10 protein-coding genes are annotated in these 13,790 nt (G+C 51.2%); 2 read left to right on the top strand and 8 right to left on the bottom strand.

The genetic code is table 11. The features are described from left to right. Positions 1-39: 39 nt before the first annotated feature. The 7 genes from argO to tkt form a co-directional block, all read right to left on the bottom strand. On the bottom strand, positions 40-675 hold the full coding sequence (argO, locus tag ACS603_RS14845) for an arginine exporter ArgO (protein ID WP_474944502.1): 636 nt from the start codon (positions 673-675) through the stop codon (positions 40-42). Positions 676-817: 142 nt separating this feature from the next. Beyond that, positions 818-1,672: a small-conductance mechanosensitive channel MscS gene (gene mscS, locus ACS603_RS14840; RefSeq protein ID WP_182062357.1), complete on the bottom strand. Its 855-nt coding sequence runs from the start codon at positions 1,670-1,672 to the stop codon at positions 818-820. A 187-nt stretch (positions 1,673-1,859) separates the two neighbouring features. After that, positions 1,860-2,939, bottom strand: coding sequence for a class II fructose-bisphosphate aldolase (gene fbaA / locus ACS603_RS14835; RefSeq protein WP_134348806.1), 1,080 nt, complete (start codon positions 2,937-2,939; stop codon positions 1,860-1,862). Positions 2,940-3,028: 89 nt separating this feature from the next. Further along, positions 3,029-4,192: a phosphoglycerate kinase gene (pgk, locus tag ACS603_RS14830; protein ID WP_134348805.1), complete on the bottom strand. Its 1,164-nt coding sequence runs from the start codon at positions 4,190-4,192 to the stop codon at positions 3,029-3,031. Positions 4,193-4,241: 49 nt separating this feature from the next. Next, a complete protein-coding gene (epd, locus tag ACS603_RS14825; protein ID WP_182062359.1) occupies positions 4,242-5,261 on the bottom strand; it encodes an erythrose-4-phosphate dehydrogenase in 1,020 nt (339 codons plus the stop codon). A gap of 305 nt (positions 5,262-5,566) precedes the next feature. Continuing rightward, positions 5,567-7,894, bottom strand: coding sequence for a glycosyl hydrolase family 18 protein (locus tag ACS603_RS14820; RefSeq protein ID WP_182062360.1), 2,328 nt, complete (start codon positions 7,892-7,894; stop codon positions 5,567-5,569). Between the two features lie 247 nt (positions 7,895-8,141). Further along, positions 8,142-10,133 (bottom strand): transketolase, encoded by a 1,992-nt coding sequence (gene tkt, locus ACS603_RS14815; RefSeq protein ID WP_474944501.1) that lies wholly within the window; start codon positions 10,131-10,133, stop codon positions 8,142-8,144. A 272-nt stretch (positions 10,134-10,405) separates the two neighbouring features. Between tkt and loiP the strand changes: the two genes are divergently transcribed. Together loiP and ACS603_RS14805 are read left to right on the top strand one after the other, a co-directional pair. Then, positions 10,406-11,164, top strand: coding sequence for a metalloprotease LoiP (loiP, locus tag ACS603_RS14810; RefSeq protein WP_014071684.1), 759 nt, complete (start codon positions 10,406-10,408; stop codon positions 11,162-11,164). Positions 11,165-11,373: 209 nt separating this feature from the next. Next, positions 11,374-12,642 (top strand): OprD family outer membrane porin, encoded by a 1,269-nt coding sequence (locus ACS603_RS14805; RefSeq protein ID WP_474944500.1) that lies wholly within the window; start codon positions 11,374-11,376, stop codon positions 12,640-12,642. A gap of 51 nt (positions 12,643-12,693) precedes the next feature. Here ACS603_RS14805 and speB read toward each other — a convergent pair whose 3' ends face one another. Beyond that, a complete protein-coding gene (gene speB / locus ACS603_RS14800; protein WP_014071686.1) occupies positions 12,694-13,614 on the bottom strand; it encodes an agmatinase in 921 nt (306 codons plus the stop codon). Positions 13,615-13,790 lie beyond the last annotated feature (176 nt).

Genomic DNA, 13,790 nt, shown 5'->3' with positions numbered 1-13,790 from the left:
AGCTTAGCGGGTCTTATTCAGTTGTCCATAAGACAACACTTAGTTGAGTAAACCCTGTACATGTTGAACACCGTCTTTTGCAAGCTGGAAAGCGATAAACCACATAACGACACCCACAAGCGTGTTAATGATCCGCTGTGCTTTCGCCGTGCGCAGACGGGGAGCCAGCCAGGCCGCCAGTATCGCCAGGCCGAAGAACCACAAGAAAGAGGCGCTGACCGTGCCAAGTGCAAACCAACGTTTTGGTTCGACATCCAGTTGCCCGCCAAGACTTCCCAGGACGACAAAGGTATCGAGATACACATGCGGGTTAAGCCAGGTGACTGCCAGCATGGTGACGATAATCTTCCATCGCCCCTGTTTCATGACCTCGGCCGTGGCTAATTCAAGATTGCTACTCATGGCGGTTTTCAGCGCACCAAAACCGTACCACAGCAGAAACGCCACGCCACCCCAGGTGACCAGCGCCAGCAACCAGGGCGACTGCATCAGTAGTGCGCTACCACCAAAAATCCCGGCGCAAATCAGCAGCAAATCACTTATCGCGCACAGCAGCGCAATCATCAGATGGTACTGACGGCGAATTCCCTGATTCATCACAAATGCATTCTGGGGGCCGAGTGGAAGGATCATGGCCGCGCCTAACACAAGACCTTGAAAATAATAGGATAACATGACGAAAATCTCACAGAGTTGTCTTGGGGACAGACTATACTGCGAGAGCGACATTAGAGGAAATTGATAATATTAATTGGTGATTAGCATCGCTAATAAAAAGCCCGGTGGCGCTCACGCGTACCGGGCCTGGGGGAGAACGTTATTCGGCTTCTTTCACTTTCTTAACGTTCACGTCCATCTGCGGGTACGGGAAGCTAATGCCATTGGCGTCGAAGTCACGCTTGATGCGTTCCAGAACATCCCAGTAAACGTTTTGCAGATCGCTGCTTTTGCTCCAGATACGTACCACGAAGTTGATGGATGACGCACCCAGCTCGTTCAGTCGTACGGTCTGCTCTTTGTCTTTCAGGATGCGGTCGTCCGACGCAATGATGTTGGTAATCAGCGACTTCACCTGATCGATATCCGAATCATACGCGACACTTATCACCAGTTCGTTGCGGCGCACCGGCTCGCGGGAAAAGTTAATAATGTTCCCCGCGATAATTTTACCGTTCGGAACCACCACAATACGGCCGTCGACGGTACGCATAGTGGTAGAGAAGATCTGCACCTGGAGCACAGTTCCGGCAATGCCGCCCAAATCAACATATTCGCCAGAGCGGAATGGACGGAAAGTTACCAGAAGCACGCCAGCGGCGAGGTTCGACAGCGATCCCTGCAACGCCAGACCAATCGCCAGACCCGCGGCACCGAGTACTGCGATGACCGATGCCGTTTGCACACCAACACGCCCCAGGGCGGCAATCAGGGTAAAGGCCACAATCCCATAGCGCACCAGCGCAGAGAGGAAGTCGGCAACCGTGGCATCAATGTTTCGCGCCACCATTACGCGGTTAACGGTATTTGACACAATCCGCGCCACGATCATCCCGACAATGATAATCGCGATTGCCGCAACGATGTTCACGGCATAACTCAGCAGTAACTCCTGGTTACGCGCAAGCCAGGTACCGGCGTTATTGATGCTGTCTACGACATCGAGTTGTTCCATTTATTCTTCCTTTTATTAAACCAATACACAAAATCCATCCCCCATGGAGACAGGCAGGTCAGTAAAGGGTAAACAAAAAGGACAAATATTGCCAAGCAGATCACAAAAACCAGACTAGCAGTCCATTGAAAAGCCATAAAAAAAGGCCCGCATTTGCGGACCTTTCTGTGGTGTTTAGCAACTCAAATTACAGAACGTCAACCGCGTTCAGTTCTTTGAATGCCTGCTCCAGACGAGTAATCATTGAAGTCTGTGCAGCACGCAGCCATACGCGTGGATCGTAGTATTTCTTGTTCGGCTGGTCTTCGCCTTTCGGGTTGCCCAGCTGGCCTTGCAGGTAAGCTTCGTTGGTTTTGTAGTATTGCAGGATACCGTCCCAGGTTGCCCATTGGGTGTCGGTATCGATGTTCATTTTCACTACACCGTAGCTTACTGAGTCTTTGATTTCCTGAGCAGAAGAACCGGAACCACCGTGGAATACGAAGTTCAGGCTGTTGTGCGGCAGGTTGTGTTTCTTGGAAACGTATTCCTGAGAATCACGCAGGATGGTTGGGGTCAGAACCACGTTACCTGGTTTGTAAACGCCGTGCACGTTACCGAAAGACGCTGCAATGGTGAAGCGTGGGCTGATTTTGCTCAGCTCGGTGTATGCGTAATCAACGTCTTCTGGCTGGGTGTACAGTGCAGAAGCGTCCATGTGGCTGTTGTCCACGCCGTCTTCTTCACCACCGGTGCAACCCAGTTCGATTTCCAGAGTCATATCCATTTTGGACATGCGCGCCAGGTATTTAGAGCAGATTTCGATGTTTTCGTGCAGTGACTCTTCAGACAGATCGATCATGTGAGAAGAGAACAGTGGTTTACCGGTTGCCGCGAAGTGTTTCTCACCCGCGTCCAGCAGACCGTCAATCCATGGCAGCAGTTTCTTAGCGCAGTGGTCGGTGTGCAGGATAACCGGAACACCGTAGTGTTCAGCCATCTGGTGAACGTGGTGCGCACCAGAAATAGCACCCAGGATTGCAGCACCCTGAGGAACGTCAGTTTTCACGCCTTTACCTGCGATGAACGCAGCACCGCCGTTAGAGAACTGAACGATTACCGGCGCTTTAACTTTTGCAGCGGTTTCCAGAACGGCATTGATGGAGTCGGTACCCACGCAGTTAACTGCTGGCAGAGCAAAGTTGTTTTCTTTAGCTACCTGGAACACTTTCTGAACGTCATCACCAGTGATCACGCCAGGTTTTACGAAATCAAAAATTTTAGACATGTTACGAGTCCTGTATCTTCGGCCTTGGAAAGAGGTGCGTGCCCTAAAGCGCGCTGAAAATTGGGCAGGTTTCCCTGCCCTTAAATGGCTTACTTCTTAGCGCGCTCTTCGAGCATAGCTACTGCTGGCAGTACTTTGCCTTCCACGAATTCGAGGAATGCGCCGCCACCAGTGGAGATGTAGGAGATCTTGTCAGCGATACCGAACAGGTCGATAGCTGCCAGCGTGTCACCGCCGCCTGCGATTGAGAACGCTTCGCTGTCTGCGATTGCGTTAGCAACGATTTCAGTACCTTTACGGAAGTTCGGGAACTCGAACACACCAACAGGACCGTTCCACAGGATAGTTTTTGCATTTTTCAGGATTTCGGCCAGTTTCTGCGCAGAAACATCGCCCAGGTCCAGAATCTGCTCTTCATCTTTGATGTCGTTTACAGATTTCAGGGTAGCGGTTGCTGTTTCAGAGAACTCAGTCGCGACACGAACGTCAGTTGGAACCGGGATATCACAGGTGGTCAGCAGGCGTTTAGCTTCGTCAACCAGGTCTGCTTCGTACAGGGATTTACCCACATTGTGGCCTTGAGCGGCAACGAAGGTATTTGCAATACCACCGCCAACGATCAGCTGGTCAGCGATTTTAGACAGGGAATCCAGAACGGTCAGTTTGGTAGAAACTTTAGAACCACCAACGATGGCAACCATTGGACGAGCAGGTTCTTTCAGTGCTTTACCCAGTGCTTCCAGTTCGTCAGCCAGCAGAGGACCTGCACACGCTACGTCTGCAAATTTACCGATGCCGTGGGTAGAAGCCTGAGCACGGTGAGCCGTACCGAATGCATCCATCACGAATACGTCGCACAGTGCAGCGTATTTTTTGGACAGTGCTTCGTCGTCTTTCTTCTCGCCTTTGTTGAAACGAACGTTTTCCAGAACAACCAGTTCACCGGCAGCCACTTCAACGCCGTCCAGGTAATCTTTAACCAGGCGAACCGGGTTGGACAGCTTGTCTTTCAGGTAATTAACAACTGGCAGCAGAGAGAACTCTTCGTTGTATTCGCCTTCAGTTGGACGACCCAGGTGGGAGGTTACCATCACTTTTGCACCTTGCTTCAGTGCCAGTTCGATGGTTGGCAGAGATGCACGGATACGCGCGTCGCTGGTCACTTTGCCATCTTTAACCGGTACGTTCAGATCTGCACGGATGAAAACGCGTTTACCAGCCAGATCCAGATCGGTCATCTTAATTACAGACATGGTGAATCCTCTCGTTGATTCTTAAAGTTTTGCAGACGCACGATGCGTCTTACCTGAAACCTTGAGCAGCCATTGCTAACGTGGTGTCGAGCATTCGGTTAGCAAAGCCCCATTCGTTATCACACCAGACCAGCGTCTTGATAAGGTGCGCGCCACTGACTCGCGTTTGAGTGCCATCAACAATGGCGCTATGCGGGTCGTGGTTAAAATCTACTGAGACCAACGGTAATTCCGTATAGTCAACTATACCATGAAATGCACCCTGTGCCGCTTTTTGCAGCAACAGGTTGACTTCACAGGCTTTTACCGGTTTTTTCACCGTTACACTGAGGTCAATTGCGGTGACATTAATCGTCGGAACACGCACGGCAATCGCTTCAAAACGGTCGTTAAACTGCGGGAAAATACGGGTAATCCCTGCCGCAAGTTTCGTATCCACCGGAATGATCGACTGGCTCGCCGCGCGAGTGCGTCGTAAGTCCGGGTGGTATGCGTCGATAACCTGCTGATCGTGCATGGCGGAGTGAATCGTGGTCACGGTGCCGGATTCAATGCCATACGCATCGTCTAACAGTTTGATGACCGGAATAATGCAGTTGGTGGTACAGGAGGCGTTGGAAACAATACGGTGTTCAGCTTGCAGTTCTTGCTGGTTAACGCCAAAGACGACGGTGGCGTCGAGGTCGTTACTCCCCGGATGTGAGAACAGGACTTTTTTAGCGCCTGCCGCCAGATGGGCTTCACCATGTTCACGGTTGCCGTACACACCGGTACAGTCCAGCACTACATCCACACCCAGCTCACGCCATGGAAGCGCCTCGATACTGCGCTCGTGGAGCACGCGAATCGCATCGTCACCGACAAAAAGCTGGTCTCTTTCCTGGCGAACATCCCAGGCAAAGCGGCCATGACTGGTGTCGTATTTCAATAAATGCGCCATGCCCGTGGCATCCGCCAGTTCATTGATTGCCACCACGGTCATTTCCGCACGACGCCCGGATTCATATAAAGCACGAACCACGTTACGCCCGATGCGACCGAAGCCATTAATCGCTACGCGTACGGTCATAGATCTCCTGCAAAGCTATCCCTGGGTTTGAGGTGGCTGAAAGAGTAATCCAGCTACGCCCGAAGGGGAATGCTTGCCTATCACAAACTGCGATTGATTGGTCAAATGTCGAACACATAATCGACTGAAACGCTTCAGCTAGAGTAAGCGAAAAGAGGAATAAAAGGAACGTCAGTCCAGCGCAATAAGCCAGCTATATGACTTGCGTCACATTTTCGATGGAATAATATGTTTGTTCAGAGACTGGTTTGTGCAATGGACTGGAAGATAAGGGCAAAGCGACTGCTTTGCCCTTAAGGAACAAATCAATAGTATTCTGTATAAGTTCCGCGAGGAATAGTCAGCTGTGCGACCAATGTCTTATTGCCACCAACGTTCTGGTAAACTTTCACTACGTCATCCTGCTGCGGAACAATGTCTTTCGTCGTAGCGTAGACCATTTTCTGCTGACCTTTACCTGCGGCCTTCATGTGCTCAAGAGTGTCGGAGCCTGCAGTTTTAGTCGTCACACTGGCGACGTATTGATCGTTTAAATATACTTGGTATTGGTTGTTAAAAAATCCATCTGTAACAAGCTGAATTGCAGTATAGCCATTAAGCCTACTCACATAGACGGCCTTCAACATGTTCCCGTCAACGAGCATGGCATCGCCTAACATCTGTTTCGTTGCTGTCGTCGAGATCTGAAGTATGTCTTCTCCACTGTCCTGGCGAACAACGCTAACTACGTCACCTTCGTTAATGGTGGTTGTATCCGTCGTTACCTGTACCGTCTGTCCGTTTCTGTAAATACTCGCTTTGCTAGCTGTTCCATTAACCAGTTTCGCAATCGAAACATTGTTTACCCTTACATCAAAGGTTCCGTTTTGGAAGTCCTCATAAGGCAGTTCAAAATAGACGCCAGGTATAAAAGAAAACAGTGCCGTGGCGTCGTTGTAGCTTAAGGAGTTGCCTGCACCAGGTTTTACCGTCACATACGAGACAACGCTGCTGTCGCTGTCACCGCCGTCATCATCGCCATCGTCATTGTCATCGCTGTCCGTCGGTTTCAGGGTCGCGACAATTTTTCCGAGCGCATGATCGCTGGAATCACCGCTGATATCCCAAATAATGACGCCACCAAAGCCCTGTTCCTTGATGTAATTAACCTTATCGGTAATCGAGGCTTCATCGTCGTAGGTCAAAAATTCTTTTGTTTTTGCATCGTAAAGATAGGGAACATGCGCCTGAGGATCCCAGTAACGCGTGTAGTCGCCGCTGGCGATTTTTTGCTGCAGCACGTAAAACGGATTGGTCCCGGTGTATTGGTCTTCATCGTCCCATGCCCCGTGAACCGTAGCGTTGCCCTGAGCGAATAAACCAGGCAATCCTTTTACGATCTCAGTGGGTTCAACATTTCCCCACCCGCGACCGTAGAATGGTACACCCATTGTCAGTTTATTTTTTGGAACACCCCATATCGTTGCATACTCGTTCATTGCCGAGGAAACATTGAGTTTTTGATCTTCATCCTGATCGTTGGCATACAGCGCAGCATTGTGGCCCGTAACAGGATCGAAAGCACCGTGGATGTCGTAAGCCATGACGTTGACAGAGTCGAGTAACGTGATCGTGGCCTTAGGATTGATATATGCCATGTTATTGTGATTCACCGTCACGGCAGCGGAGAGTTGATAATAAATATCATTTTGCTTACCCAGCATATCTAGCTTACTTCGCAGGCTGGTAATTAAATTGGTGAACTGTGTTTTTTCAGCGTCAGTATCTGGATATTCCCAGTCAATATCCACACCATCAAATTTCCATTCAACAGCGTAATCGACAATGCTTTGCGCCAGTTTTTCGACGCCTTCGGCCGTTGTGGTTGCCGCTTCAAATCCCCCTTCTTCCGAGTTGGTCCAGCCACCCACTGAAAGAATATTTTTCACCCCTGCCTGTTTGCTGGCTGTGGCGATCTCTCTCATCAGTTCCGGACCCTTTTCGGTATCGTGGGTCACTACCACGCCATTTTTCACCACGCCAAACGCATAAGAGATATGGGTCAGCTGATCCCAGGCAATTTTGTCCGGAGTAAAATAGTTATGCGCAGCGTAAACACCCCATTCAGGATAATACCCGTATATGCGGGTCTGTTTGGCGACCTTATCTTTTTGCTGCGTCTGATAATCTTCCGCCTGTTGCCCCTGCCACGGCGTAAAGTTGTAGCTTGCGATAACATTATCTTCCAGCGTAGTGGCGGCACCTTTTAACCATACGCTATTGCTCCCGGGAATTTCGCCTGGATTCGCCCACCATTGGTTGGTCCAGTAATATCCGTTATAGCGAACTTTAGTATTTGCAGTACTGTAGGTTTGCGTCGGATCGTAAAGAGGCGTTGTAATAACTTCGGGTAATTTGTTGGCGACAACAACGGTTTCGGTACCAGGAAAGTCGTTATTTATCCCTTTGCTTGTTTCATCGCTTGCTTTAAGCTCAAGCCAGGTTTTGCCATTATCGGTAGAACGCATCAGGGCATTACTGTACGTGCCTTCGATTTTGTTGGTGTCGTCATTAGCGGTTAAGGTAGCCATCGCACTCGTGGAAATAAAACACGACAATATCGCCATGGTAATTATTGATGGTGCTATTTTCATACAATATCCTTATTAGTTTACTTATAATATCAATCAAAACACATAATATTACCTACTAAGTAATTAAGACTAACAAATCACATTAGCAAAAACTAATATTGAAATCTTGGCGAATTCGCATGAAAATATTCACAAGACAAATAAGGTGAGGCATATATTAATATATGCACAATTTATATTAATAACTGAACTGGAATTTATGTGAATAAAAAAGGGTGCCGAAGCACCCTTTTTGAAAAAACTGTAATTACAGCAGTTCTTTCGCTTTCGCGACAACGTTCTCTACGGTGAAGCCGAACTCTTCGAACAGCAGCTCTGCCGGTGCAGACTCACCGAAGGTGGTCATGCCAACGATAGCGCCATTCAGGCCCACGTATTTGAACCAGTAGTCAGCGATACCCGCTTCCACTGCCACGCGAGCGGAAACCGCTTTAGGCAGTACGGATTCACGATAGGCCGCATCCTGCTTGTCGAACGCGTCGGTAGACGGCATAGAAACCACGCGCGCTTTAACGCCTTCGGCAGACAGTTTGTCCCACGCAGCAACGGCCAGCTCAACTTCAGAACCGGTGGCGATGAAGATAAGCTCTGGCTGGCCAGCGCAGTCTTTCAGCACGTAACCACCGCGGGCGATGTTCGCCAGCTGCTCTTCGGTACGATCCTGCTGTGCCAGGTTCTGACGGGAGAGGATCAGTGCGGTCGGGCCGTCCTGACGCTCAACGCCGTATTTCCACGCCACCGCAGATTCAACCTGGTCACATGGACGCCATGTGCTCATGTTCGGGGTCACACGCAGAGAAGCCACCTGCTCTACCGGCTGGTGAGTTGGACCATCTTCGCCCAGACCGATGGAGTCGTGGGTGTAGACCATCACCTGACGCTGTTTCATCAGCGCAGCCATACGCACGGCGTTACGTGCATATTCTACGAACATCAGGAAAGTAGAGGTGTACGGCAGGAAGCCACCGTGCAGGGAGATACCGTTCGCGATAGCGGTCATACCGAATTCACGCACACCGTAATGGATGTAGTTACCGGCGGTATCTTCGTTGATCGCTTTAGAGCCAGACCAGATAGTCAGGTTAGATGGCGCCAGGTCAGCGGAGCCGCCCAGGAATTCTGGAAGCCAAGGGCCGAATGCTTCGATAGCATTCTGGGACGCTTTACGGCTGGCGATTTTGGACGGGTTCGCCTGCAGTTTCGCAATGAACTCGTTCGCTTTCGCGTCGAAGTCAGACGGCATGTCGCCTTTCATACGACGGGTGAATTCAGCTGCTTCCTGCGGGAAGGCTTTCGCGTACGCCGCGAACTTCTCGTTCCAGGCCGCTTCTTTCACCTGGCCGGCTTCTTTAGCATCCCACTGAGCATAGATGTCAGATGGGATTTCGAATGCAGGGTGGTTCCAGCCCAGAGCTTCACGGGTCAGCGCGATTTCCGCATCACCCAGTGGCGCACCGTGGGAGTCGTGGGTGCCCGCTTTGTTCGGAGAACCGAAGCCGATGATGGTTTTGCACATCAGCAGGGACGGTTTGTCGGTCACGGCGCGAGCTTCTTCTACTGCGCGTTTGATCGAGTCAGCATTGTGGCCATCAACACCACGCACCACGTGCCAGCCGTAGGCTTCGAAACGTGCTGCGGTGTCATCAGTAAACCAGCCTTCAACGTGACCGTCGATGGAGATACCGTTGTCGTCATAGAACGCAACCAGTTTGCCCAGCTTCAGGGTACCTGCCAGGGAGCACACTTCGTGAGAAATGCCTTCCATCATGCAGCCGTCGCCCATGAAAGCGTAGGTGAAGTGGTCAACGATATCGTGACCCGGACGGTTGAACTGTGCTGCCAGAGTTTTCTCGGCAATCGCCATACCCACAGCGTTAGCAATACCCTGACCCAGCGGGCCAGTGGTGGTTTCTACACCAGCGGTGTAGCCCACTTCCGGGTGACCCGGGGTTTTGGAGTGCAGCTGACGGAAGTTTTTCAGTTCTTCGATTGGCAGGTCATAGCCAGTGAGGTGCAGCAGGCTGTAGATCAGCATTGAGCCGTGGCCGTTAGACAGCACGAAACGGTCGCGGTCAGCCCAGGCCGGGTTCTGCGGGTTGTGGTTCAGGAAATCACGCCACAGGACTTCGGCGATATCAGCCATACCCATAGGGGCGCCCGGGTGGCCGGATTTGGCTTTCTGTACTGCGTCCATGCTCAGCGCACGAATAGCATTAGCAAGCTCTTTACGTGAGGACATTTTAACTCCAGATCGGACTGTTAAAGGCCATGCCCTTGACGACAGCGCGTTTTGGGCTACGCCGGAAAAAAGTGCCAACAATGTAACCCAAGCGACAAGGCATGTACATGGAGCATTCTTTTGCCGCTTAAGAAATCTCTGGATCATGCTCGCATGTTGCGCAATCTGCTCGCTCGCTACCGTATATCTTCCTTATACTTAGCCCGACACTGGCTTTCTGGCCGGTGCACTTTTCGGATTTAATTCAGACTAACGAGTACGGAAGCAACATCATGAAAATGCGTGCAATTGTGCTGGCCCTGGGTACAACTCTCCTGCTGAGCGGCTGTCAGAATATGGATTCTAATGGTCTGATGACCTCTGGCGCGGAAGCATTTCAGGCATATTCCCTGAGCGATGCGCAGGTAAAAGCGTTGAGCGACCAGGCCTGTAAAGATATGGACGGAAAAGCCACTATCGCCCCTGCCAGCAGCACATACGCGCAGCGTCTGAATAAGATAGCCTCCGCTCTGGGTGACAACATCAACGGCCAGCCCGTGAACTACAAGGTCTACATGGCGAAAGACGTTAACGCATTTGCCATGGCAAACGGCTGTATTCGCGTCTACAGCGGGCTGATGGACATGATGAACGACAACGAAGTTGAAGCGGTCATCGGTCATGAAATGGGTCACGTTGCACTCGGCCACGTGAAAAAAGGGATGCAGGTTGCGCTGGGCACCAACGCCGTTCGCGCGGCAGCGGCCTCCGCAGGTGGGATTGTCGGCAGCCTGTCCCAGTCTCAGTTGGGCGATATGGGTGAAAAACTGGTCAACTCTCAGTTCTCTCAGCGTCAGGAATCCGAGGCCGATGACTACTCCTACGACTTGTTGCGCAAACGCGGCATTAATCCGTCAGGGTTAGCCACCAGCTTCGAAAAACTGGCAAAACAGGAAGCGGGACGCCAAAGCTCAATGTTTGACGATCACCCAGCGTCAGAAGAACGCGCACAGCATATTCGCGATCGTATGGCGGCAGACGGAATTAAATAATTTATGAAGGAGGCAATATTGCCTCCTTTTTTATTTCGCACGTATTGTCAATTTAACCGCACGTATCGATAACGCTCTGAAAGCCTTGCCGCATCAGCATTCTGACGCTGAAACCTTTGCTCACATAATTATTGCAATCAGTAAATTTTCCGGTAATTATCCCTTCGCAGTCTTTCAAATTAATATATCAAGACAGAGATGTTCCCTCCGTGAAAAAACAATTATCGTTAGTTGCTTTAAGTTTATTTGCCGCATTACCCGCGTTTGCAAGCCAACAATCAGACAGCCAGGGTTTTATTGACGGCAGCCATCTGGATCTGTTTTTACGTAATGCGTATATCAGCCGCGATTATCATCAGGGCCAGCAGGATAAAGCTGAGTGGGGTCAGGGCATCGTCGCCACATTTGCATCTGGATACACCGAAGGCCTGGTCGGCTTTGGCGTCGATGGCATCGCACAGTACGGCGTACGCCTTGATGGTGGCCGTGGTAAGAGCGGCGCAGGCGGTATCGACTTTTTCAAACAGGAAGACGATGGCCGTGCGAAATCCGATCTGGCGAAATTTGGCGCGACCGCCAAAATGCGCATCTCCAGTACCGTGCTGAGCTACGGTAACCAGCGTCCTGAACTTCCGATTGTGAATGCCGACAGCTCCCGCCTGCTGTTTGAAAGCTATACCGGGACGATGCTGACCTCGAAAGAGATAGACGGGCTGGAAGTCAATGCGGGTTACTTCACTGACGAACAACGCAAAAGCGACGACCGCCACGACAGCGGCCTGAAAAGCCTCTCCTTCGGCGGCGCGAGCTATCAGTTCAATGACCAGTTCAGCGGCGCGCTTTACGCTTCTCACGTTGAAGAGGTAATGAACAAGCAGTATCTGGGCATGAACTTCAAACAGCCGTTCAGCACCGGGCAACAGCTGGTTCTCGACTTTAACGGCTACAACTCACGTCTGGATCAGGGTTACGCTGACAGCCTCGATACGGGTCGCAGCAACACCATCTGGAGCATGGCGGCGAGCTATATCTGGGATATTCATACCTTTAAGGTGGCGTATCAGCAAAGCAGCGGCAGCACCGGTTACCACTATGGCAGCTATCGCGATCAGGGCGGCGTGGGTGACGGTGGTAATACCATCTGGCTTGCGAACTCTTACTGGTCTGATTTTAACGGTGAAGACGAACGCTCATGGCAGGCATCTTACGGGCTAGACTTCGCCGGACTCGGCTTACCGGGTCTGAGCTGGACCACCGCATACGTGCGCGGCGACAACATAAAAACCTCTGAAACCAGCAACGGTAAAGAGCATGAGTGGTTTAACCAGGTTCAGTACCAGGTGCAGGAAGGCCCGGCGAAAGATCTGAAACTGAAACTGCGCTACTCCGTACTGCGCGTGTCCAGTAACGCCAGTGATTACAACGTGGGCGGGGACGAAATCCGCGTCTATGTGGAATACCCGTTTAACGTGTTTTAAGCGTAAAAAAGCCCTCACCTGCTGGTGAGGGTTTTTACTTAACCGCTAAGCTTACTCGCCTTTTTTCGCCGCCTGGATATAGAGCATTTCCAGTGCCAGCGTCGCAGCAGCCAGGGCTGTGATTTCGGATTGATCGTACGCAGGCGCAACTTCCACCACATCCATACCCACGATGTTCAAATCTTTCAGGCCACGCACCAGTTTGATGGCACGGTCAGACGTCAGGCCGCCAATCACCGGCGTACCGGTACCCGGAGCAAATGCCGGATCCAGGCAGTCGATGTCGAAAGTCAGATAAACAGGCATATCACCGACGATCTGCTTCACCTGCGCGATGATGTCGTCAACGCCACGATCGTTAACCTGGCCGGCATCCAGCACGGTGAAGCCATTGTCTTTATCGAACTCAGTACGAATACCGATCTGTACAGAGTGGTTCGGATCGATCAGGCCTTCGTTTGGCGCGGTGAAGAACATGGTGCCGTGATCGAATTCACAGCCGTTCGCGTAGGTGTCGGTATGTGCATCAAAGTGAACCAGCGCCATTTTACCGAAGTGTTTCGCGTGCGCACGCAGCAATGGCAGAGTCACGAAATGGTCACCACCGAAGGAGAGCATACGTTTACCGGCAGCCAGCAGTTTCTCGGCGTGCGCCTGGAGTTTTTCGCTCATTTCACGCGCATCGCCAAAGGCGTACACCAGGTCACCGCAGTCAACCACGTTCAGGCGCTCACGCATGTCGAAGTTCCACGGGAAGCGATTGTGCTCCCAGGCCAGGTTAGTCGATACCTGACGGATAGCTGCCGGGCCATGACGACCACCCGCACGGCCAGAGGTGGCCATATCAAACGGCACGCCGGTGATAACCCAGTCAGCATCACTGTCGTACGGCTGGAAGTTCATCGGAAGGCGTAAAAAACCAAACGCGTTAGATACCAGAGAGTTATCGTACTGATGACCTAAAGTGCTCATGTCCTGACCTCTTTTAAAGTCGATTCATTAAAAAAAGATGAAAAAAAATCCCCTCCGCGTCGTTAAACCCGACGAGGAAGGGATTGATTCGTAAATAGCATATTGAGGCGAATTATCGCCGTTAATTCATACGGGTTCAAGAGAGTATAGGGCATTGTGCGGTCTTTGCCCCTTCC

This window comes from Enterobacter sp. Li2LvB3, assembly GCF_056156645.1.
This window is presented reverse-complemented; position numbering and strand designations above follow the sequence as displayed.

Excerpts from the sequence above, each read along its gene's own strand:
- argO (WP_474944502.1), bottom strand. The coding sequence starts at position 675 with ATGTTATCCTATTATTTTCAAGGTCTTGTGTTAGGCGCGGCCATGATC.
- mscS (WP_182062357.1), bottom strand. The coding sequence starts at position 1,672 with ATGGAACAACTCGATGTCGTAGACAGCATCAATAACGCCGGTACCTGG.
- fbaA (WP_134348806.1), bottom strand. The coding sequence starts at position 2,939 with ATGTCTAAAATTTTTGATTTCGTAAAACCTGGCGTGATCACTGGTGAT.
- pgk (WP_134348805.1), bottom strand. The coding sequence starts at position 4,192 with ATGTCTGTAATTAAGATGACCGATCTGGATCTGGCTGGTAAACGCGTT.
- epd (WP_182062359.1), bottom strand. The coding sequence starts at position 5,261 with ATGACCGTACGCGTAGCGATTAATGGCTTCGGTCGCATCGGGCGTAAC.
- ACS603_RS14820 (WP_182062360.1), bottom strand. The coding sequence starts at position 7,894 with ATGAAAATAGCACCATCAATAATTACCATGGCGATATTGTCGTGTTTT.
- tkt (WP_474944501.1), bottom strand. The coding sequence starts at position 10,133 with ATGTCCTCACGTAAAGAGCTTGCTAATGCTATTCGTGCGCTGAGCATG.
- loiP (WP_014071684.1), top strand. The coding sequence starts at position 10,406 with ATGAAAATGCGTGCAATTGTGCTGGCCCTGGGTACAACTCTCCTGCTG.
- speB (WP_014071686.1), bottom strand. The coding sequence starts at position 13,614 with ATGAGCACTTTAGGTCATCAGTACGATAACTCTCTGGTATCTAACGCG.